Origin of the sequence: Mesorhizobium sp. LNHC209A00 (genome assembly GCF_000502915.1) — a bacterium.
Classification (GTDB): domain Bacteria; phylum Pseudomonadota; class Alphaproteobacteria; order Rhizobiales; family Rhizobiaceae; genus Mesorhizobium.
Map to the genome: position 1 here is coordinate 19622 of NZ_AYWT01000028.1, position 18552 is coordinate 38173.

The window sequence follows — 18552 nt, forward strand, 5'->3', positions numbered from 1 at the left end:
GGCGATTCGACGACCGAGTGATCCGTGCTGGAGAACCGACGCGCAGGACTTGTTGACTCTACGGGCGAAGTGCTGAAGGGGGAGAAATTGTGGACACGACGGCGGAACCGGACGGTACATCGTTGATTTCTGGCTTCGAACAGCTAGCCGAGCGTTTCGTCTCCGGACTGTTCGCGCGGTTTGCCGCTTTGAGCGACGTCCCCGTCGACCTTGAAAACCTGAGGGCCTTGCTTACGGCCGGGGGAACATCTCTCCTTGTGCTCCTGTCCGAGATTGTGTTGGTTGTTGCGCTCGTCGCGGGCGTGTTCGTACTGCTCGCCTGGCGGTTCAACAAGGCGAGTGTCACAAGCAGTGCATGGCGCAGATTCTTCGGGGGCGTGGCGGCTGCTGTGGCGGCATTGGTGGTCGGTTTCATCGTCACGCGGCTGCTGGCCAGTTCTGGGGTGCCTTTGCAAACCCTTCGCCTATGGGCTGTGGCGACCGTGCTCGGCTTCATCATTCTCGCCGCTGTCAGATCACTCTTGATGGCATCACGGCGAACCGAGTTCGCAGAGCGCTCCGCCCATCTGGCGGCGCTCGTGCGCGACCTCTCGCTTGCCATTGGCTTGGCGGTCATCGCCGTTACACTGCTCGCGACGTTGCGGCTCTGGAGCGTCGGGCCAGCCTTGGAGGACCTGCTGCGAACAGGCTCGGCGATTCCGATTTACCTTCTGTTTGCATGGGCGGTATGGCGGCACAGACGCACAATGGCAGCCGCCGTCGCCGGTCCGCGCCCCAGAAGCCGCTGGCGCACCCGTCTCGCCAGAATGTGGCCGGCAATCGTGATCGCGTTCGTGATGACAACATTTCTCAGCACCCAGGCCGCAGTGACCCTGGGAGCATCGCTTGGTGGGTCGGCGGTTCTGCTGACCGCGTTGATGTTTCTCGCCGCGCCGCATCTCGACGCAATGATCGGCAACTGGGCGCAGCGCGGATTGGAATCTGCTGACATCTCGATATTGGCGGCGGCAGGGCGACAGACCGCTCGCTTCACCGTCGTGGCTATCATTGTTGCCATGCTCGGAACGCTATGGGCGACACCGCTGGCTGCCGGGTTCGGCTTAGATATACGAGAGGCTGCAAAGGGCGCATCCGGTGGGGCGCTGATCATGTTCGGGGCGGCGTTTCTTTGGAACGTTGTCGGTGCAGCGACGGCTCGTGCCTTGCGCGCGGAGTTGCCCTCCGTTGGGGGTGACGAGGAGGTGCAGGGTGCGCCGCGTTCACGGCTGGGCACGCTGGTTCCGCTGCTCAACGCGGTCGGCAAGTCGAGCATTCTGGCCTTGGCGCTGCTCTCGATCCTCGTGACGATCGGCATAAATGTCTGGCCCCTGATCGCCGGCATGAGTGTGTTCGGGCTGGCCATCGGCTTCGGGTCGCAGACGCTGGTGAAAGACCTGGTCTCCGGGCTGTTCTTCCTGATCGACGATGCGTTCCGCTTCGGCGAATATATCGAAACGTCAGGCGCCAAAGGAACCGTGGAAAAAATCTCGGTCCGGTCGGTTTCCCTGCGCCACCAGCGCGGAGCCTTGGCGACAATCCCCTACGGCTCGATTGGCAAGATCCAGAATTTCAGCCGCGATTGGATGATCGAGAAACTGACCTTTCGGGTTGCATTCAACACCGACGTCGACAAAGTTCGCAAGATCTTCAAAAAGATCGGCCAGGATATTTCGGCCAACGCGGAACTTGCTGGAGATATGCTCGAGCCGTTCAAGAGCCAGGGAATTGCCGAGGTTGAGGACGGCACGCTGGTCATCCGGGCTAAGTTCAAGGCGAAAGCGGGCAGAAACTTCATGATCCGCCGCGCCGTTTTGATCGCCGTGCAGCAGGCATTTCAGGAAAACGGCATTCAGGCCGTCGCAAAGCCGCTAACGTCTAGTTCCACAGGATAAGGACGGCGGTTTGCTGCGCATGGCGACAAGATCCAGCTGTATGACGGAAAACACGCGCGAAAGGGCATCATCGAAGAGCTCTTTGAGGCGTTCGAGCATGTTGGTTCAGGTGCTTGTGGTGCTGGCGCGGCAGACAAAAGAAGGTCAGCGTGCGCTCGATGGTCTCCTCCACCCACGTCGTCAACCTTGGATAGCGGCCCGACCATTTGGACAGCCATGCGGCGAGATCACCCTTGGCCTCTGCGAGATCGCGGCGGTCGTAGAACCATCTGAGTTCCTGTAGGCAGTCGTCGCCGTGCTTGGGTTCTGTATTTCCTGAAGACGCTCGAAAGCGACGCGAGCAAGCCAGCGCTTGAAGGGCTCAGCCTTTGCCGAAGGGATCGATTGGGATTATGCGGAATAGCGTCTCGACGTTACATGCGTCGGTTTCGCGGAACTTGCCGTCCTGACTCTCCAATTTCAACTGTACGATTTCATCGTACACTTCGTCAAAACCCTGTTCTTTCAGCATCTTGACCTTCAGGTCAGACCAATAGCGGCGAGGGTTTGTACTGTCGGTCAGGGCGGCAATTACGTCCACAATCGAGAACCACCACTCGCTGCGGTGGAAGACTTTTCGTATGTGGTTGCCTTTGAAGACGACCATTTCGGATTCGCCTTCAGGGATCGCGCTATTAGTCCCTGCGTACTCTTCCGTCTGCTCTTCCTAGCTCAGCGCCGCAAACGTGCGAAGCGCATCGTCCATGGGCTGGTTGAGGCCAAAGCGCTCACTGTACGGTTTGCTGGTCGAGTCGGGGCGCATTCTACACCAAGGCGAGCGGGTGGCGGCTCAACCTGGCATGCCGAATCGACCGAATCTTGTTCGGCATATATTCTACAGCATTCCGTTGGGAAACGCAAACGGCCCGCCTTTTGGAAGCGGGCCGCGTTCTATCCACCAGAAGGCGGCTTCACCGGTCCTGCGGTATTCCACCGGATGAGCAGAGTCCCCACCAAAAAAGGTATTTGCGTAACCGCTAATATAACGCCATGGTGCTCTCCGCCGGGAGGAGCTCCGGCATGGCCCGGCGGTCGACCCCCGCCAGAACCCCCGGCTGCCGGGCCGCCTCCGCCCCCCCTACGGCTGGGTAGCGCGTTAAGAGGGGAACTTTAGTTTAGGACATTGCGATCCTGGCGCGGTATCTCCCGGCTCTCGGCCTCTCGGAAGACTAGCAGTAACATCACCATTTCAGCCGTTCCGGGAGGCGCTCTGGGTGGCAAGTTTGCCCACAGCGCCTGAAGCGTAAGATCGTCCATCGATGAAAGGTGGCGCTTGGTAGCGTCAATGTGGTCGCCAAGGACACGGAGCAATTCGGCTGATTTCTGCATGGTTCAAGTCTACGCCTCAGCCTGTATGTTCGCAATTTCTAATATGCCGGCCTGTCCTGATTATCATCCCCGAAACCGCTCGGTGTACCAGGTGATCTTGCCATCCACCTTCATCGGCTTGTCGATCATCAGCTTCTTGGGAAGGTGTTCGGGATGCGACCTCGAGAAGCGTGATCTTGATCGAGGGCTTGCACCGGCTGCAATCGAATTTCAGCTTAAAAGGATCAACGCCGCCGCCATAGACCATCATGAGATCAGCCGACCTGCAGTAGCGGACGTTGCCGCAACTTCATTCCACTTTCACAAGCATATTGTGTCGGGTCGCTTTCCCCAGCGTGTCGATCGGATCGCGCGCCATGCTCCTAAAAAGGAACATATTCCTGCCCCGTCAAGGGCCTACGCCAGCTTTCAGGAGGGTCCCAGGCCTCCAGGGCAAACATTCCATCTGCGGCTTGCTCTGGTGAAATGCCAGCGACCGCAAAGACAGCATCTGCCGAACGACTTTACCGTTCGCCCTGTCCTTAGCTGAAGGCCAGCGGATACGCTTGGGGCTGATAAGGTCGTGCGGCTGGCGGCATGTACATTGAGAGCAATCAACAGTGACATCATGGCGAGCCTCTTGTGCTAGGCTCCCACTGTTCAACCGATCGATAGCTGTCGCCACCCGTTTCCTGACGCCTGTCGCTTCGCCGGCCCGTAGTGCTCCACTGGATGAACGGCGCGTCCTGCCGGTGATTTCGATTGGAGCGCAGCAATGCACAGAAATCCGGCACATGGCGTCGAGTCGTCAAGTGATTGCTAATATACGGGGCAAATCCCATCGAGCTGTGGAGCCTCACTCGGTTAAGCACCATTGCCGGGCACGGTCCACAAGGCGCCAGAGCGCAGCAGAGGCGTCCAAGTCCGTCAACATGACCAATCAACATGCCGCGCAGCCGGCCGATGACTCCGAAGACCCGACGCGCCTACATGGAACAGACGGATCGCTTCCGCAGGCGGTACCGGCTGAAATGGCGGGCCTCTGATGGCGTTGGCGCTGGCGTGGCCATTCTGAAGAGGCGGCCCGGCTGTGGTGTGTGCATTGCCAGCAACCGAGCCCTGCCTTGGTGGCACATCAAAGGGTGACTAAAACGGGCAACCAAGTCCTCCCCGCCCGGAGAGTTCACTTCCAGCCGCACGATGGTGTTCCAATATTAGCGGCAATGCAAGTACGCCTCTGCGCAATTCAGTCATTGTTGCGGGTGGCTCCCCACGGGGACCAATCTTTCGGCACTTGCGTAGTTGCTAAAATAATGGAATTTTCGCTTTAGGCCATTGGGGAATGGACTGCGTGAGTTCGGCAGCGGGTATGGGGAACGATGTATTTTCCGGAATTCTTGGTCGGAATGTTTACGACGTCGGGCATCGTTGCGATGTGGGTCTACATTGCCACGGGATCGATCTGGAAGGCCTTTGTCTGGACCATCATTGCCCCGATTGCGCTGCAGGTCGGATATTTTGCGTTGGTGGCTAGGCTAGTTTATCAGCGCCGCATCTCTGAACAGACAGAAGCAAATCAGGATGCGACCCAACAGAAGCCGGTTATGCCAACTTCGCCGTTGCATAAAGACGGTTTGTCGCTTTAGGAGCGGTTGGCGAACCCTCCCGTGTCCGGCCTGAAATAGCGGGCCATCACGCGGGACCGAATCGGAGTTCGTAGCTTCTTAGCATTCAACAATGCTTGCATGAGACACGCCTAATATTCAGGGACAAAGAAACACGAGTTTCAGAAGCGGCCCTGATCGCCGTATCGCCAATCTCGATCCTGGTCGCGGTGGCGATGGTCACCCGCACGTTTGGTTGGTTCGGATGAGCAGGCGCGGCACAGATTTCTTGTACAATTGGATTTCGGCGAACGTTCCCGCAACGGTCGGCGCTAACATCATCTCGGTTGCCGAGTTGATGCAAAAGCTCTTCGCCGACGCGAAGGCGATCGGCATCAGTAGCACGGAGATCGAGGAAGACAGCGGCAGCGTCTCCGAGGCGATCCTTGACCTATCGTTCATCACGACGCCGGCTTGGCGGGCTGACTGCATGATGCCGGCAATCGTCGCCTTCATTGCCGCCTGCGGCGTGGTGCCTGGCACTGGCGTGTTGGCCGAAGATTTGACTTTGAACAGGGCAGTTGGGGTGCCTTTTGGGCCGGCACAGTAACCAGCCCCAACCGACGAGGGAACGCCGGCTAAGTCAAATCGTAATATAAGCAACCGTGCAAAAAGCCCGAACGCGGCGGCTTGGCCTGCTCGGCCTTGGCGGCAACGTCCTGCGTCACCGGGACTTTCTTCTGGGCCTCCGCCGTCTGCGACAGGGCAAGCACGACGAACAGTCCTGACATGACGAATTTCTGACGGTTTTGCTCTCCTGGCTCTGTGGCCTCATGGCTTGAAACCAGACGCGTCGAGCACGGCGACTTGGTTGCCGTCGATGTAGAAGCGGATCGCGTGCGCCTCGTTGTCGATGTCTATGCGCGTCGGTTGCGCGGCCAGCGTCGCCGGGGCGGTCCTGGCATATTTCGAGGGAGAATCTCCAGCCGGTGCATAGTGGAAGAGTAACGCCAATGCGATGCATCCGGCGGTAAATACAAAGAAGGTAAGTCTGGAAGAGGTGGTTGACGTCATCTAGTCGTTCCTTCAGGTTGAAGTGGGATCTCTACGGTTCGGTGGCTCAAGAAATCGAAACATGACATTTGGCTTAACCAAGCTCTGTTCAAGGACCTTATGCCATATGACCACAGCTAGAAGGCGGCAGCGGTCGGCGGGCGAAAAAGGGATCGTACTTTCGGCGCGCATACGCGCGACCCGCACACTAACGCCCAACAAGAATTCAGCACTAGATTTCAATTGTCGGTTTTTACTGGCGAATCGTTATTGACGCACCAAAGAACCGCAGCTTCTATACTCGCGGACATCCGCTAGACACTTTCGACGATTCTAACCTTCGATGTCACACTACATTGACTAGTATAGCCTGGTAGGCCAGATCACACGGTTAGGTCGCCGCAATGTGCGGAGGCAATCGCCGATACATTTGCAAGGCAACAAGATCGAGAGAGGCTAAGCTTGACTTTGATGTGTGGCGCAGGGTTGCTCCTTTTTTGATTAATTAATTACTGGAAGAGCGAGAAAAAATCCGTCGCCCTTCTGAATTATCAATGCGGCTTGAAGATACTTCTTCACTCATATGTCGACAGGTTTAATTATGTCGATGACGGTGCTGCTGTCTTGTGCTATGTTTTGTTCAGCCTGCTGCAAGAATTGCAGCGGTGGTGCCGGAGGCTGCCGATGCGTTACCTGAACTCCGCTCACCATATCGATGTGGTGGCCAAGACCGGTTCGATCCGCGCCGCCGCGGAATTGCTCGCCATAACCTCGACGGCGCTCAACCGGCGTATATTGGCGATGGAGGCCGAACTCGGCGTTGCGATTTTCGAGCGACTGCCTCACGGCGTGCGATTGTCCAGCGCCGGCGAACTTCTAGTGCAGCACATGCGCAACCAGTTATCCGATATGGAGCACGTGAAATCGCAGATTGCAGACCTTGCTGGCGCCCGGCGCGGCCATGTGGCGATCGCCTGCAGCCAGGCGCTATTGCCCTACCATTTGCCGATGCAGATCTCACTCTACCGCAAGGAACATCCGAATGTGACCTTCGGAGTGCACCTGCGCGACCGGGAGGAGGCCGAGCGTGCCTTGGTCGATCACACGGCCGACATCGCCATCGTCTACGAGCCAACCCGGCTGGCTGCTTTCATGACGCTGATGCGGGTGCACCAGCCGGTGCATGCGGTTATGCGGCCCGATCATCCGCTGGCTTGTCACGAGACGGTGCGCTTGCGCGCTTGCCTCGACTATCCAATCGCGCTTCCCACATCAAGTTACGGCGTGCGCTACCTGCTCGACATCGGGGCGCAATCGTCATCGCTGCAGCTGGAGCCGGTGATTCAATCGGACAGCTTCGAATTCCTGCGTAACCACGCTATCTCGGAGGATATCATCACCTTCCATTTCCCAATTGGGCTGTCCCACCAGACGATGACCGGTGATATGATCTCCCGGCCGCTCGACCCGCGCGACGTGCCCGCTGGCATGCTCTATGTCGGCCAACTCAAGGGCCGCACCCTGCCGGTGGCCGCTGCCCGTTTCGCCGACCAGCTTTCCGACTCGCTGGCGCAGCAGTATGACGTGTCGTGATGGCACCTGCCACTCAGCTTGATGCACTGGATAAGGCTGTCGGGGTAAGCGTTGCTGACCAGCCCTTGGCTTTCCTAGAGGAACTTTATGGTGTCCTCCTCGCAGGCATCGCCGCCCTGGTCCCGAAGACGAACGCCAGCCGCGAATTTGCGGCGCTTGTCTCGGCGGCGCACCCTTGCCTGCGCGCTTGCTGAACAGAACGCCGGAGGAAACGGGCGCGCGGCCTGCCCATGGCTCGACCATAGCGCGGGTCTGCAGGCCTGAAATGGCGCGCGCCTGCTCCTCCTGAGGATATCGAAATCCTATTTCTTCCAAGACCTCGATTTGATAAGAACCCCGAAGATCATCAAATGAGAAACGACCACCAGCGGCGCGTAGAACGTATAGATGTACCAGAGGGTCGCCAGGTTGAAGCTCGGGACGTTCAACTGCAAGACACCGCGCACGCCGTTCAGCAGGTCAACGAACCCCCATGTGTTGGTGATCCAGACCAGCGGAGTAGCGCCGCGCCGGTTGCCCCGCAAGGCAAAGATGGACGTGAGCGCCAGCGCCGCCTCCAAGAGATCGCCGTAGGCCGCGCTGGACGTGAACTCGCGGGGCAGTTTCGGATCGACCATGCCCGCGACGAGCAAGGTCATCCCCACATAGCGGAAGACATGAACCCAGAGCAGCGGAACGAGAGCGGCGTTGCGCGGCAGCTTGGCCAGTGACGGCCACACGTACCATGTTGCGATGATACCGAAGACGACGCAGCTCACCAAAAGCTGCAGCCAGAATATTGCGACGTTATCCATTTCTAACGCTTCCCATCTATGTTGTCGGAGATTCTCAACCGAAGTGTCCCTACATCGCCAGCTCAGCGTCTTTGATGTTGGCGACAGGCGGGTGACGGCTACGCCGCGAAGCTCTCAATGTGGCTGAGCGCCATGTCTAAAGCCAATTCCAACGACAGCGAGTTGCGCGCCGTCTTTGACAGCAGAATGCCGCCCTGGATCGCGGCCAACACCGCCACGGATATCGCTTTCGGATTGGCGCCGGGCTTGATCTGTCCTCGTTCCCTCATGCGGCATAGGCCATTCTCGATGACCAAGCCCCAGGCTGCAAAGCTCTGGTCAAGCTGGTGTCGAGCCTCGTCGGAATGGGTGGCGAGTTCATTGGCGAGCGAGCCCAGCGGACATCCTCCGACACCGCCGGCCCGGTTGGCGGCGATGATTGCGTCGCACCACAGCCGCAAAGCCTCGAAAGACTCGAGAGGCTCCAGATGTCCGGAATTGGCTGCCAATATGCGGCTGGTCTGTAATTCGATCACTTTGCGGACTAGATCGTCCTTGTTCGCGAAGTAGTGGTAGAGCTGCGACCGGCTTGCGCCCGTTGCGTCCATCACGTCGTCGAGGCTCACGCGCTCCGCTCCTTTCGCGTGGATCAGTTCGGCGGCGGCTTCGACGATGCGCCGCTTGGTCGCCGCACCCCGCTGGGTCAGCACGCGTTTTATCGGACTTGTGTTCGCCATCGGTTTTAATGACACAAGGAACCAAACATGAGCCAGCATCTGAAGAACGGGCAAATCTTCCCCGACCTCGACCTTCCCGCCGTCGGCCGCGGGGTCCTGAGCCTGCCGGGTGACCTCGTCGGATCCTACGGCGCCATCCTGATCTATCGCGGTCATTGGTGCCCGTTCTGCAACGAGCAGATGGCAGCCTTTGCCAGCGCGACCGAAGCGCTTGCGCAAGCTGGCATCAAGGTCGTGGCATTCTCGGTCGACGACGAAGTGGCGACGGCCGAGTTCGTTGAGAAGCATCATATTCCGTTCAAGATGGGGCATTCCGCCAAGGTCGAAGCGTTGGTTGCCGCGACCGGGGCCTACGACATGCAGGCGCCGCAGCGGGGGCATTTTCTGGAGACAACAGGCTTTGTGCTCGCGCCTGATGGAACGATCGTCAATGCGGTTTACTCGAGCCGCGCGATTGGTCGTCTTGTTCCGGGCGATGTGATCCGGCTTGTCACCTTCATGAAGTCTTTGGCGAAATAACGAAGGCAATGATCTGCTGTCTGGCGTCACCGGTGAGGAACTATCACCGTTGTGCTGGCGATTTCCTCCCAATGACCCGGTTTCTCCTTCTACCGGAATCTCCTGCCGAAGCTTTGCCTCCTGACCGAGGCGGGATCCGAGGGTGTCGTCCGGCGAGCTGGCAAACCTGAGCTATCGGGGCCGATGTTGCGATCCGCGTCGTCTACGACCGCAAAACTCGTCCGCTCAACCTTCACGGTCTAAACGGACCGCAGCTGTTCGGCGACGTCTACATCTCCGCGAACAATTGGCCGCATGGCGTGCGGGTGTGACAGACCCAACCGGTGGATCGTCATAAGCATCCATGGCATCCCGGAGCGGGCCAGCGAGGGTGAGGTTCGCCCAAGCCATCCAGCCTTAGCGCCGACGTTGTGTCGTTACGCGCTGTTGATCCTGGCTTCGACCGCAAGGCTCAGTGGGCCAGGTGGATGAATGACAGCTTCTGGTAGAGACCGGTCTGATTCAGAACGGCCGACTTGAGGCGCATTGCTGCCATCCAGCCTGATCATTCCGTGAGGAAGGCGTCGCTTTGATAGACCACAGGACGCCCAGGTTGGCCCTTGCTCAGCGCTCGTAATCGTTGTCGTTTGAGCGCTGGGTCTTACGGTCCTGCTCTTCCGACTGCCGTGCCTTCTGTTTGTTGGCGTCCTTCTGCTTGGCTCTCACCTTCTCCTGTTCGGTGCCTGTGCGCGGCTGCTCCGGCTGGCGGGGATCGTCCCGGGTTGGAAGGTCGCGCCCTCGCGCGTCACGCTCGGGGATCGGCTCGCCGGCACCACCACGACGCTGCTGCTGCCGCTCGAATTGCAGCCGCGCGAGNTGTTCGAACTGTCCTTGATGCGCCGGCGGCAGCGTCTCGCGCATGTTGTCCAGAGCCTGATTGACGCGGGCCATCTGACGCCGCATTTCCAAGGGGGTTTGCGCCATGTTCAAATCTCCTATCAGTGCATTCAATTCTCTCATACCGGGGTGGGACAGGAAAGACTTCTGCCCCGATTGATCAGCTCCGCGATCCGCGGCAGGACCTGGTTGTCCCTCCCCTGTCCGATCGCGCCGCAACTGCAGAAAATTGTTGCCGATCGATTCCGCTGCCGTGAGAGCCTGACCGACTATGCCCGCGGTCCGCATCGTCGTAACAGTCTTTTGCCATGCGGCAGCGATTGCATCACCGTTCACGACCAAGGATTGCCCGTCCAAACGGCGTTGCCGCTTGGCTTCCACCCGCTCGATCGTCCTGGCGCTGACCCGGTAGCGCGGATCGCTCTGCGCGCGGCTGTAGGCTCCGGCATGCTCCTTCGTGAATGGCCGCGTCATCGCATGATCCATCCGCCGCGTCGCCACCATCGCAATGCCGTTCTCGCGTGCTTTTTCCGCAAAGGTCTCGCGCCAGGCGACCAGATCCGGCTTGTAGAATTTCAGGCGCTCGCCGTCCGCCGACCGTGCCTGTACCATCGCATGGATATGAACGTGCTTCGTGTCCTTGTGATGCGCCAGGACGAACTTGTACCCAGGTGCTCGTTCTTCAAGCACGGCGCGCGCCGCGGCCATGACGGCGTCGGCATCGGTGCCGGCTCTCGCCGAGAAAAGCACGTGATAGGCATTGCGGCGCTCACGCCCCGAAAACTGCGGGCGCCATTGTTCATAGATTGAAGCCGCAGCCTTCGTGGAATTCTTCACCCCAGGCACGGGCTCACCATTTGCGTGGCGGACCTGGCTGTGGGTGCGGATGAACTTCTGCAGGAAGTATTTGGCTTTGGGTTCACGGCTGACGGCTGCCGTTACCTCTGCCTTGGCTACTACCATCGCCGCGCCCATGGCCTCAGACAAGCGCGCCTCGATCTTGTCGAGCGCCTTGCTGCGCGAATTTTCCCGACCACCGGCCAGCACCTTGGCAAGCGGTCCGGCCCGCTCATCGGTGTGCGCGTAAACCTCCACCGTCTGTCCGTCCTGAGCATAGATGAACGGTTTTGCGCCGAAGGCCTTGTTCAGCGCCTCGCTCAACGCGGCATCGGTGACCTCGACGGCGAGATCGAAACGAACCTCGATAAAATTGGTATTTTCCAAGGGCGGTTCGAACGTCTCGCAAAACGTTTCCAGGAAAGCCTTTCGTGCGCCGCCTGTCGCAAGGACCTGTCCATCCTCGTCAAAGATCTCGATGTTGTGCTTCTCGCCTTTTTCGTCCTCGCGCTTGCCGATGTAATTAAGCAGCCGAGCGGCCGCTTCCCTGGTCGATGGCGGATTGGGCATGACCTTGAACACAGCAGGCTGTGCACCCGCCGCATAGCCTGCCCGTGCCGCCACCGCCCGCGCCTGATAGGCGACCCGCGCTGCTCGTCCAGTAGCGCTTGCGCGACCCGCACCGCGGCCGCCGCCGCCGCCGCGCCGCTTCCAGTCGTCCTCCTCCTCTTCCGGCCGGAAACCGGCGAGCGTGGCGCCGTAGACCAGGATCGGCGCGCTAGGGGCCTTGGGCGAGCTCGCAGCAGCAGTAGACTTCGATGTCCTGCTGGACATGGAACTCCCCGCCGCCCCCAATCCTCCCGGCGAAGAACGAGCGGCGTTTCTGCCGCCACCTAGCGGCGAGCCGGCTTGTCCTTGCCCGAGGCGTGCGCCGCCACCCGCCCGTTCATAACTCTTCATCGACTGGAATTCGCCGGCCTCGCGTCGGGCCCCCGTCAGAGAATTGTCGTCGTCCAACTCCTCACGCTTCACGCCGGACTCGCCCCGGAGATAGCGGTCTATTTCGGCCGCGTAGCCAGCAAGACGACCGCTCATGGCCTGGCCTCCCTCGCCTTGCGGGACCCGACGGTCATCGCTTTCAGTTCGTCGCGGAACTGCCGCACGAGGTCGCCTACGGCGATCAGCGCCTGCTCAAGATCCTCATCATGGGCAACGCGGCCGTCGTTCATGGCGCGCACGGCCTGATTGAAATTGAGGCCGACGCGCCGCAGCTGATCGGTCATGTCCACGATCGCCGGACGCAACGCCTCTGACGCGATAGGCAGATGCCCTACCTCTGCCCGCACCAGACGCCGGACGACCTCGCTGACGNCGCAACGCCTCTGACGCGATAGGCAGATGCCCTACCTCTGCCCGCACCAGACGCCGGACGACCTCGCTGACGGTCACGCCGTCCCGCTCCGCAATGCCTTTGAGGTTGGCGAGCTCGTCAGCCGAAAACCGGATGTGCGTCACCTCGCCATAGCGCCGTGACGCGTTCTTCACCGCTGCTTTTTGGGCGTCTGCATTCATTTCTCAAGCCCGCTTGCGGGCGCTAAGACCCGTCAGGGTCGCGCCGCCTATTTTGCGTGTATCACAAAATAGGCTATCCTGCCAATAAGAAGGAAGGGATGAGAATTACTGGCGCGCCTTCTCACCAGCCCTGTTGTCAGCGGCAGCGCGGCGCGGGCGAAATGTTCCCATCGTGATTTGATGCGATGTGTCTATGATGCGTTGGAAACTTGTTTCCATGTTAACATGGAAACAACGGCCCTCTGATGCGCAGCCGGAACAGGTTAGTTGGAAATGCGCAGTCGACGGGCCACCGGACCCCTTCTTTTCTGAAGATAGCAGCTGCGCAAAAACTGCCCCTTGAGTGAACCCCTATCGATGCGCGCCTGGGTTGCCAAACCAGCCTTCCCCGTCGACAATGTCACCATTGTTTCGACCGTCATTTTGTTTCATGTGTCCATGATGATTTGTTTCCGTGTTGACATGGAAACAAGGAGACAACGCCGGAAGGAGGCCCCCATGATCATCTCCGCTGCGATCCCAAAGGGCGGCACTGGTAAATCGACGTTGCTGCGCACCCCTCGCATCCGTCGCGCTGCGCTGCGGCTACTACCTGACGGCTGCGGAGCAGCGGCAGTTCAAGTTTCTGGCGACCAGCAACGGGCATAGCATGACCGAACTGCTGCGAAAGGCTGTCCAGGATTATATCCGCATTCATAGGCACAAACTGCCGAAGGAATAATCGGCGGTTTGCACTCGCTGTCGGATGCCGCGAGGGTGATGTTCGTGGCCCTTTCCGACCCGCAAAAAAAGGCCCGCGACGGAACGCGGGTCCTGAAATGTGTTTGTCTACTTGGGTTGGTTGAGGTGTTTCCGCACCTGGCCGAGGATTGTGTCTCGCCCCGGACCGCCCGCTCACTGTCGCTTTGTCGTCGACCAGCTTTGCGGCCAGTTTGGGCGACAACGGCGTGAAGTCATAGCCCTGTGCGATGGCTGCGCGGTGAAGATCCTCAAGCGTTGCGAACGCGCGACGCGCGCGGAAATCCCGATGCCGGCGCGCGAAGAAAAAACCGTCTCCATGCTCTACGGCGGCGACCTTAAGCCGGGCCTCTACAAGCTGCGCGCCTGGCTCGCCTGCACGCCGCGGCGCGATCTGCACAAGCTCGACGCCGTGCTGCGCATCAAGGGTCCCAACGACATGAGCCTGCGCCTGATCAGCGACGCCGACCTGCTGCATCAGGGAGGCTGATCGACACGGTCGATAGCCGTTCAGCCCTTCTCGTCGTCTCTGACACATGTCGTCTCTGACACCACATTGGCGTGCGGCCCACATGCGTGTATAGTGAGCTATACGATTGGAGACACACAACCCATGACGCTGAGTATTCGCAACCCGGAAGCAGATGCGCTCGCGCGCAAGCTCGCGCGGATCGATCGCACGACCATTTCCGACGCTGTCGTCTCGGCACTTCGCGAGGCTGTCAACGCGCGCGTCCGCAGGGAGACGCCCTCCGAGACGGCGCGCCGTATCCTGGCAAAAAGAGGGCTGGCCTTCCCGAAAACCAGGAAGCCCGTCCCCGACAGCGCCTATCACGATCTCGACCATGATCTCGGCAAAGCCTGATGTTTGTCGATGCATGCGCCATCATCTCGATGTTCGCACAGGAGGACACCGCGACAGCCTATGAGCAGGCACTCGAGGCGGCGGCGACACCATGGACGTCAGCGCTCGCCGCCTGGGAGGCGATCATTATCCTGTCGCGGCCAGACCAGCTTGATTGCCGCTATTCGCAAACGCACGATGCTGTTGTCGAATGGCTCGAGGCCCGAAACATAGAGTTGCGAGAGACCACATCTGCTCGCGATGTCCTGACCAACGCGGTGGCCGTCGCGCAAGAACATGGCATCGGCAAACGGTCGCTCAGTAATTTCGACTGTTTCCACTATGCCTACGCCAAGGTTGGTGACGTTCCGCTGCTTTCGCTGGACCGCAAACTGCGCGAAACCGATGTCAAAACCTTGCCGTGAGGACTTGAAAAGCTGTACCAGTAGAATGGCCCTGTTCCAATCGCCTATCAAGCGACAGTCAAACGAAGAAGGGACAACCATGCATCAGGTTTCCTTTCCCGGCCACGCCGGCCAGCCATGTATCGGCCACTGCGCCATTGCGATCGACCGTTCGGGCACGTTTGCCCGTGCCGACATCGTCCTCGTCAGCCGGCATGGGCATGAGGCGTCGTTGCTCAATGGCAACTAGAGCGGGATCGAGTCTCCAACCGAGCTCGGCATCCTTGCGCTGGCTACACTCGCACAGCCCGATCCGGTTGCGTCTTTCCTCAGGCGCACACAGGGCAAGCTCGGCCCGGACCATACGCTTGAGTTCTGACCTGCGTGCCGCGCTGCGGCGCTACAAGCAAGAAAAGCACCGCGCCCGGCTGGCGCCAAGAGCGCGCGGCAGGCTGGTCGGCGTCACGGATATCAGCCTGACCGGCCGGCCGACGCTGGTACCCGACGCCAACATCTACATCATGGCGGGCACACTGCCGAGGCGGCACGGTTGCTGCTTGAGCGTTCGCTGCTGTTTCACTGCTCGGTCTGCCTGGCCGAGCTTGCTACCGGCGTCGCCAATTACAATCCGGCGGGGCCGGACTGGCGGCAGGTCCGCGATTACTATACCGCGCTTTTCGACACCATCCCCGACAGCCGCATCCTGAGCCCGGACGATCAGGCCTGGATCGATGCCGGCGTGATCGCCGGCTCGCTGTCTCGCATCCAGAATTTTCATAAGGATCAGCGCAAGGAATGCCTGTACGATGCGCTGATTTATCTCACCGCCGCCAAAGCCGGTTTGTCCGTGCTCACCGCCAAGCGGCTCGAGGAACTCGTCGAGCCGCGCGGACGAAAGAACTGTTGTCTTTCACCGAGGCCACGCAGTGGCGTTTGACGATAACGGACAAATTGCAGCGTACAATAACTGGACATGACGTAGCCGAGGCGGCTGGGATGCTTTTCCCCACCGGCGTGGGGGGAGTGCTCTACGGGCCTAAATCCCTATCGCCAGAAGCAGTGGACGAGGAGCTGTTCACCAAGCTCTGTCCTCAAGGTGACGATATCTGGCTTTTCTGGATGGGGCGACGCGTAGGGAGCACTTACGTCAAAACGCCGGGCCGATGGATTGAATTTCCGTGGAAAGGGTCGCAAGACTCGGCTCTGCACTTGAGCAATGTCGGCGCTGGCGGGAATGACCACCAGATCAGCGAACTCGCCAGCCACTTCGGTGTCCCACATATCAATGGACTTTCACGAGAGGAGCTTGTTGGGTCGCCCTTTCGCGTGGAGCAACTGCTCGCCACGATCCAAAATGCTATTGATAAAAAAGGCGCACTCACCCCAGAAGAAAGCAGGCAGTTGTGGACCACAGGCAGCTTGGATACCCCTGAGGCATAGCTAAGGCTGCAGCCTTTGACACGGCTCGACTCTCGCATTGAATGGTATATGCGCAGCGGGGCCAAGCGATCCCGAGCGCGGGGCGCTGGGCGAGCCGACCGCGTCGCCTGAGCTGGGTGACCGTTGCCACTGAAGTCGCGCACTTTTCATGCTTGCTGAGTAGAAGAATGTCTACCTCGAAACTCACGGCGACTGGACGGACGGCGGTCAGGATTTGTTGTCGCAGCCGCTCAAACTGGTCCCGATCGGTCACTTTTTCATCGAGTAGGTTCTTGAGGCGCTCAAGACGCGTGAGGGTATCCTCGGACGCTGGCGGGCCGTTGACGAGCCGGACGGGCACGATGTCGTTGGCGGCGAGGTTGAGACCCGATTCGCCGTCGTTGCTGATATGGACCGCCCTACAGGCCCTGATGAGGCAGCCGAACCGGACGATGCCGGTGCCGCCCAAGAAGATGTTGAGCAACCAGAATTATCCAGCGGTTCGGGTGCCTCGCCACAATGCGACGATGGTAGCTATCAGGTAGATCAGTGAGGCGATCGTCATCCCGTCATCCTCGGCGTGGCGCCGTTCGCCTTGAGCGCCGCCATCAGCATCGGCCCGACNAGGCGATCGTCATCCCGTCATCCTCGGCGTGGCGCCGTTCGCCTTGAGCGCCGCCATCAGCATCGGCCCGACTGAGAACTGCCCTGCCGTCGCCTTTTCGGTCAATACCCGCAAATAGCCGCCGGCCGAGTTGATGTGCTGTGCCCTTTGCAGAATGCAGGCAATCACGATCGCCGCGATCTCCTGGCCCATCACATGGCAAGCCTCCTCATACGCTGACGGCGAAACGCCNGGCAATCACGATCGCCGCGATCTCCTGGCCCATCACATGGCAAGCCTCCTCATACGCTGACGGCGAAACGCCCAGATATCCCCTCACCTGGGCGGCGGTAATCATGAGATCGCGCCAATTGCCGATCCCGTCGACAGCATAATCCGCAATTTCGGGGCAGGCCTTCAGCACCATGCCCAGCGGGTATGTTTTCGGCGCCTCTGCGGTTCTCGTCCTGGGCTCGGCCGTCGCCCCGCTTTTCTCTAAAGCAGGTTCAAATTCAAAAATAGAGTCGGTATTTGAATCAGATTGCTGCCGCTCGGTTTGAGAGTCATTGCCGCTNCAGGTTCAAATTCAAAAATAGAGTCGGTATTTGAATCAGATTGCTGCCGCTCGGTTTGAGAGTCATTGCCGCTCGGATTCGTGGATTTCATATGAAGTTCCAGCAGCTTATCCACATCGTCACGCAACGCGGCCAGGTCGGCAACGATAGGCCCGAGCTCGGCAATGCAAGCTCGGCGCGGAATTGCGTCCACAACGCGGCGGAAACGCTTCCACAGGCCTCCCCAGTCGCCTGAGACATCTTCGTCAAGGGCCGCCTCTATCAGCTTGTGGATGTCACGGCGGTGCAAGGTGATCCGCTCGCGCATAAGCCTGAGCGCCTTGTTGTCGGCACGAACTCGCTCGGCCGCCGCCTCGAACTCGTAAGCACGGGCCAGCAGCGGCGCCAGGGAGAAGCCGAATGCTTCCTCGATCTCCCCTCCCCTGCCCNCAAAGCAGGTTCAAATTCAAAAATAGAGTCGGTATTTGAATCAGATTGCTGCCGCTCGGTTTGAGAGTCATTGCCGCTTGGATTCGTGGATTTCATATGAATTTCCAGCAGCTTATCCACATCGTCACGCAACGCGGCCAGCTCGGCAACGATAGGCTCGAGCTCGACAATGCAAGCTCGGCGCGGAATCGCCTCCACAACGTGGCGGAAACGCTTCCACAGGCCTCCCCAGTCGCCTGGGACATCTTCGTCAAGGGCCGCCTCTATCAGCTTGTGGATGTCACGGCGGTGCAAGGTGATCCGCTCGCGCATAAGCCTGAGCGCCTTGTTGTCGGCACGAACACGCTCGGCCGCCGCTTCGAACTCGTAAGCACGGGCCAGCAGCGGCGCCAGGGAGAAGCCGAATGCTTCCTCGATCTCCCCTCCCCTGCCCTTGCGGGCGTAACGCTTGCCGTTCGGGCTATCCCGACGGATGATCAGCCCGCAGTCAACAAGAGCCGCCAGGTGCCGCCGGAGCGTGGCATCAGGCATCCCGTGCGCCCTGAGCGACAGCTGTGCGTTCGAGGGAAAGACGATCAGGTCGTTTTCCTCACTCAATTCGCTGTCAGGATAGAATGACAGCAACGCATTCAGCACGGCCAAAGCGCGATCGCCGATGCCGACGATGCTCTTACCCTCGCACAGGTTGCGGTAAATC

The 18552-nt window shown here is 59.7% G+C and carries 24 protein-coding genes and 2 pseudogenes; 14 read left to right on the forward strand and 12 right to left on the reverse strand.

Annotated features, from left to right (window positions below; all coding sequences use genetic code 11):
* The first annotated feature begins 89 nt into the window (after positions 1-89).
* A complete protein-coding gene (locus X739_RS138040) occupies positions 90-1931 on the forward strand; it encodes a mechanosensitive ion channel domain-containing protein (RefSeq protein ID WP_023796372.1) in 1842 nt (613 codons plus the stop codon).
* A gap of 106 nt (positions 1932-2037) precedes the next feature.
* On the opposite strand, the pseudogene X739_RS1000000168825 reads toward X739_RS138040, so the two are convergent.
* A pseudogene (locus X739_RS1000000168825) lies at positions 2038-2232 on the reverse strand (transposase); the annotation flags it as partial.
* Positions 2233-2292: 60 nt separating this feature from the next.
* Positions 2293-2577 carry a hypothetical protein gene (locus X739_RS01510; protein WP_023796373.1) on the reverse strand — a complete coding sequence of 95 codons (285 nt, stop codon included), beginning with the start codon at positions 2575-2577 and terminating at the stop codon, positions 2293-2295.
* A 720-nt stretch (positions 2578-3297) separates the two neighbouring features.
* Here X739_RS01510 and X739_RS1000000169715 point away from each other — a divergent pair.
* The 3 genes from X739_RS1000000169715 to X739_RS1000000171440 all read left to right on the forward strand — a co-directional run bounded on the left by X739_RS1000000169715 (position 3298) and on the right by X739_RS1000000171440 (position 5492).
* Positions 3298-3828 carry a hypothetical protein gene (locus X739_RS1000000169715; RefSeq protein WP_156940036.1) on the forward strand — a complete coding sequence of 177 codons (531 nt, stop codon included), beginning with the start codon at positions 3298-3300 and terminating at the stop codon, positions 3826-3828.
* Positions 3829-4657: 829 nt separating this feature from the next.
* The gene (locus tag X739_RS138030; protein ID WP_023796375.1) at positions 4658-4924 is read left to right on the forward strand and encodes an exopolysaccharide production repressor protein; all 267 of its coding nucleotides are present in this window, start codon (positions 4658-4660) and stop codon (positions 4922-4924) included.
* Between the two features lie 223 nt (positions 4925-5147).
* Positions 5148-5492, forward strand: a complete 345-nt coding sequence (locus X739_RS1000000171440) for a DUF768 domain-containing protein (RefSeq protein ID WP_023796376.1) — start codon at positions 5148-5150, stop codon at positions 5490-5492.
* A gap of 28 nt (positions 5493-5520) precedes the next feature.
* Here the strand turns inward: X739_RS1000000171440 and X739_RS1000000169720 are convergent, their stop codons facing one another.
* Positions 5521-5673 carry a hypothetical protein gene (locus X739_RS1000000169720; protein ID WP_023796377.1) on the reverse strand — a complete coding sequence of 51 codons (153 nt, stop codon included), beginning with the start codon at positions 5671-5673 and terminating at the stop codon, positions 5521-5523.
* Positions 5674-5713: 40 nt separating this feature from the next.
* Positions 5714-5956: a hypothetical protein gene (locus X739_RS138025; protein ID WP_023796378.1), complete on the reverse strand. Its 243-nt coding sequence runs from the start codon at positions 5954-5956 to the stop codon at positions 5714-5716.
* A 663-nt stretch (positions 5957-6619) separates the two neighbouring features.
* Between X739_RS138025 and X739_RS138020 the strand changes: the two genes are divergently transcribed.
* Positions 6620-7528 (forward strand): LysR family transcriptional regulator, encoded by a 909-nt coding sequence (locus X739_RS138020; RefSeq protein WP_023796379.1) that lies wholly within the window; start codon positions 6620-6622, stop codon positions 7526-7528.
* A 302-nt stretch (positions 7529-7830) separates the two neighbouring features.
* Here X739_RS138020 and X739_RS138010 read toward each other — a convergent pair whose 3' ends face one another.
* A complete protein-coding gene (locus X739_RS138010) occupies positions 7831-8322 on the reverse strand; it encodes a hypothetical protein (RefSeq protein ID WP_023796381.1) in 492 nt (163 codons plus the stop codon).
* 98 nt (positions 8323-8420) lie between these two features.
* Positions 8421-9011 carry a TetR/AcrR family transcriptional regulator gene (locus X739_RS138005; protein WP_023796382.1) on the reverse strand — a complete coding sequence of 197 codons (591 nt, stop codon included), beginning with the start codon at positions 9009-9011 and terminating at the stop codon, positions 8421-8423.
* A 54-nt stretch (positions 9012-9065) separates the two neighbouring features.
* On the opposite strand from X739_RS138005, the gene X739_RS138000 reads away from it, so the two are divergent.
* Both X739_RS138000 and X739_RS1000000168835 read left to right on the forward strand, forming a co-directional pair.
* The gene (locus X739_RS138000; protein ID WP_023796383.1) at positions 9066-9557 is read left to right on the forward strand and encodes a redoxin domain-containing protein; all 492 of its coding nucleotides are present in this window, start codon (positions 9066-9068) and stop codon (positions 9555-9557) included.
* A 142-nt stretch (positions 9558-9699) separates the two neighbouring features.
* Positions 9700-9944, forward strand: a pseudogene (locus X739_RS1000000168835) (LysR family transcriptional regulator); the annotation flags it as partial.
* 216 nt (positions 9945-10160) lie between these two features.
* On the opposite strand, the gene X739_RS137995 reads toward X739_RS1000000168835, so the two are convergent.
* Together X739_RS137995 and X739_RS137990 are read right to left on the reverse strand one after the other, a co-directional pair.
* Positions 10161-12365, reverse strand: a complete 2205-nt coding sequence (locus X739_RS137995) for a relaxase/mobilization nuclease domain-containing protein (RefSeq protein WP_084056585.1) — start codon at positions 12363-12365, stop codon at positions 10161-10163.
* Positions 12362-12553: a hypothetical protein gene (locus X739_RS137990; protein ID WP_156940038.1), complete on the reverse strand. Its 192-nt coding sequence runs from the start codon at positions 12551-12553 to the stop codon at positions 12362-12364. Before X739_RS137990 ends, X739_RS137995 begins: the two co-directional genes overlap by 4 nt.
* Positions 12554-13199: 646 nt before the next feature.
* On the opposite strand from X739_RS137990, the gene X739_RS1000000169725 reads away from it, so the two are divergent.
* From X739_RS1000000169725 to X739_RS1000000169730, 7 genes are all read left to right on the forward strand, one after another.
* Positions 13200-13490, forward strand: a complete 291-nt coding sequence (locus X739_RS1000000169725; protein ID WP_156940040.1) for a hypothetical protein — start codon at positions 13200-13202, stop codon at positions 13488-13490.
* 331 nt (positions 13491-13821) lie between these two features.
* A complete protein-coding gene (locus X739_RS137985; RefSeq protein WP_023796386.1) occupies positions 13822-14070 on the forward strand; it encodes a hypothetical protein in 249 nt (82 codons plus the stop codon).
* A gap of 123 nt (positions 14071-14193) precedes the next feature.
* Positions 14194-14445 carry a type II toxin-antitoxin system VapB family antitoxin gene (locus tag X739_RS137980; RefSeq protein WP_023796387.1) on the forward strand — a complete coding sequence of 84 codons (252 nt, stop codon included), beginning with the start codon at positions 14194-14196 and terminating at the stop codon, positions 14443-14445.
* A complete protein-coding gene (locus tag X739_RS137975) occupies positions 14445-14849 on the forward strand; it encodes a type II toxin-antitoxin system VapC family toxin (RefSeq protein WP_023796388.1) in 405 nt (134 codons plus the stop codon). The genes X739_RS137980 and X739_RS137975 overlap by 1 nt, the downstream gene beginning before the upstream one ends.
* A 79-nt stretch (positions 14850-14928) precedes the next feature.
* Complete coding sequence (locus X739_RS137970) at positions 14929-15078, forward strand: hypothetical protein (protein WP_156940042.1); 150 nt, start codon at positions 14929-14931, stop codon at positions 15076-15078.
* Positions 15079-15378: 300 nt separating this feature from the next.
* Positions 15379-15765 carry a hypothetical protein gene (locus tag X739_RS1000000167400; protein WP_023796390.1) on the forward strand — a complete coding sequence of 129 codons (387 nt, stop codon included), beginning with the start codon at positions 15379-15381 and terminating at the stop codon, positions 15763-15765.
* Between the two features lie 59 nt (positions 15766-15824).
* The gene (locus X739_RS1000000169730; protein ID WP_156940044.1) at positions 15825-16268 is read left to right on the forward strand and encodes a hypothetical protein; all 444 of its coding nucleotides are present in this window, start codon (positions 15825-15827) and stop codon (positions 16266-16268) included.
* Between the two features lie 613 nt (positions 16269-16881).
* On the opposite strand, the gene repC (X739_RS1000000170950) is transcribed toward X739_RS1000000169730, so the two are convergent.
* The 4 genes from repC (X739_RS1000000170950) to repC (X739_RS0136035) form a co-directional block, all read right to left on the reverse strand.
* Positions 16882-17064 carry a replication initiation protein RepC gene (repC, locus tag X739_RS1000000170950; RefSeq protein WP_023796392.1) on the reverse strand — a complete coding sequence of 61 codons (183 nt, stop codon included), beginning with the start codon at positions 17062-17064 and terminating at the stop codon, positions 16882-16884.
* A gap of 16 nt (positions 17065-17080) precedes the next feature.
* Positions 17081-17278 (reverse strand): replication initiation protein RepC, encoded by a 198-nt coding sequence (gene repC / locus X739_RS1000000170955; RefSeq protein ID WP_023796393.1) that lies wholly within the window; start codon positions 17276-17278, stop codon positions 17081-17083.
* A 68-nt stretch (positions 17279-17346) separates the two neighbouring features.
* Entirely contained in the window at positions 17347-17805 is a 459-nt protein-coding gene (locus X739_RS1000000170960) for a helix-turn-helix domain-containing protein (protein ID WP_348625785.1), read from the reverse strand.
* The coding region (gene repC / locus X739_RS0136035) for a plasmid replication protein RepC (RefSeq protein WP_023796395.1) at positions 17688-18552 on the reverse strand (865 nt) is incomplete at its 5' end. The genes repC (X739_RS0136035) and X739_RS1000000170960, both read right to left, overlap by 118 nt.

What these genes read in the sequence shown, in the direction of transcription:
- X739_RS138030 (WP_023796375.1), top strand. Translation starts at nt 4,658, where the DNA reads ATGTATTTTCCGGAATTCTTGGTCGGAATGTTTACGACGTCGGGCATC.
- X739_RS138020 (WP_023796379.1), top strand. Translation starts at nt 6,620, where the DNA reads ATGCGTTACCTGAACTCCGCTCACCATATCGATGTGGTGGCCAAGACC.
- X739_RS138000 (WP_023796383.1), top strand. Translation starts at nt 9,066, where the DNA reads ATGAGCCAGCATCTGAAGAACGGGCAAATCTTCCCCGACCTCGACCTT.
- X739_RS137970 (WP_156940042.1), top strand. Translation starts at nt 14,929, where the DNA reads ATGCATCAGGTTTCCTTTCCCGGCCACGCCGGCCAGCCATGTATCGGC.
- X739_RS138025 (WP_023796378.1), bottom strand. Translation starts at nt 5,956, where the DNA reads ATGACGTCAACCACCTCTTCCAGACTTACCTTCTTTGTATTTACCGCC.
- X739_RS137990 (WP_156940038.1), bottom strand. Translation starts at nt 12,553, where the DNA reads ATGACCGATCAGCTGCGGCGCGTCGGCCTCAATTTCAATCAGGCCGTG.
- repC (WP_023796392.1), bottom strand. Translation starts at nt 17,064, where the DNA reads ATGGGCCAGGAGATCGCGGCGATCGTGATTGCCTGCATTCTGCAAAGG.
- X739_RS01510 (WP_023796373.1), bottom strand. Translation starts at nt 2,577, where the DNA reads ATGGTCGTCTTCAAAGGCAACCACATACGAAAAGTCTTCCACCGCAGC.
- X739_RS1000000169725 (WP_156940040.1), top strand. Translation starts at nt 13,200, where the DNA reads ATGCGCGCCTGGGTTGCCAAACCAGCCTTCCCCGTCGACAATGTCACC.
- X739_RS1000000171440 (WP_023796376.1), top strand. Translation starts at nt 5,148, where the DNA reads ATGAGCAGGCGCGGCACAGATTTCTTGTACAATTGGATTTCGGCGAAC.
- X739_RS1000000169720 (WP_023796377.1), bottom strand. Translation starts at nt 5,673, where the DNA reads ATGTCAGGACTGTTCGTCGTGCTTGCCCTGTCGCAGACGGCGGAGGCC.
- X739_RS137975 (WP_023796388.1), top strand. Translation starts at nt 14,445, where the DNA reads ATGTTTGTCGATGCATGCGCCATCATCTCGATGTTCGCACAGGAGGAC.
- X739_RS1000000169730 (WP_156940044.1), top strand. Translation starts at nt 15,825, where the DNA reads ATGCTTTTCCCCACCGGCGTGGGGGGAGTGCTCTACGGGCCTAAATCC.
- X739_RS1000000169715 (WP_156940036.1), top strand. Translation starts at nt 3,298, where the DNA reads ATGGTTCAAGTCTACGCCTCAGCCTGTATGTTCGCAATTTCTAATATG.
- X739_RS138010 (WP_023796381.1), bottom strand. Translation starts at nt 8,322, where the DNA reads ATGGATAACGTCGCAATATTCTGGCTGCAGCTTTTGGTGAGCTGCGTC.
- X739_RS137980 (WP_023796387.1), top strand. Translation starts at nt 14,194, where the DNA reads ATGACGCTGAGTATTCGCAACCCGGAAGCAGATGCGCTCGCGCGCAAG.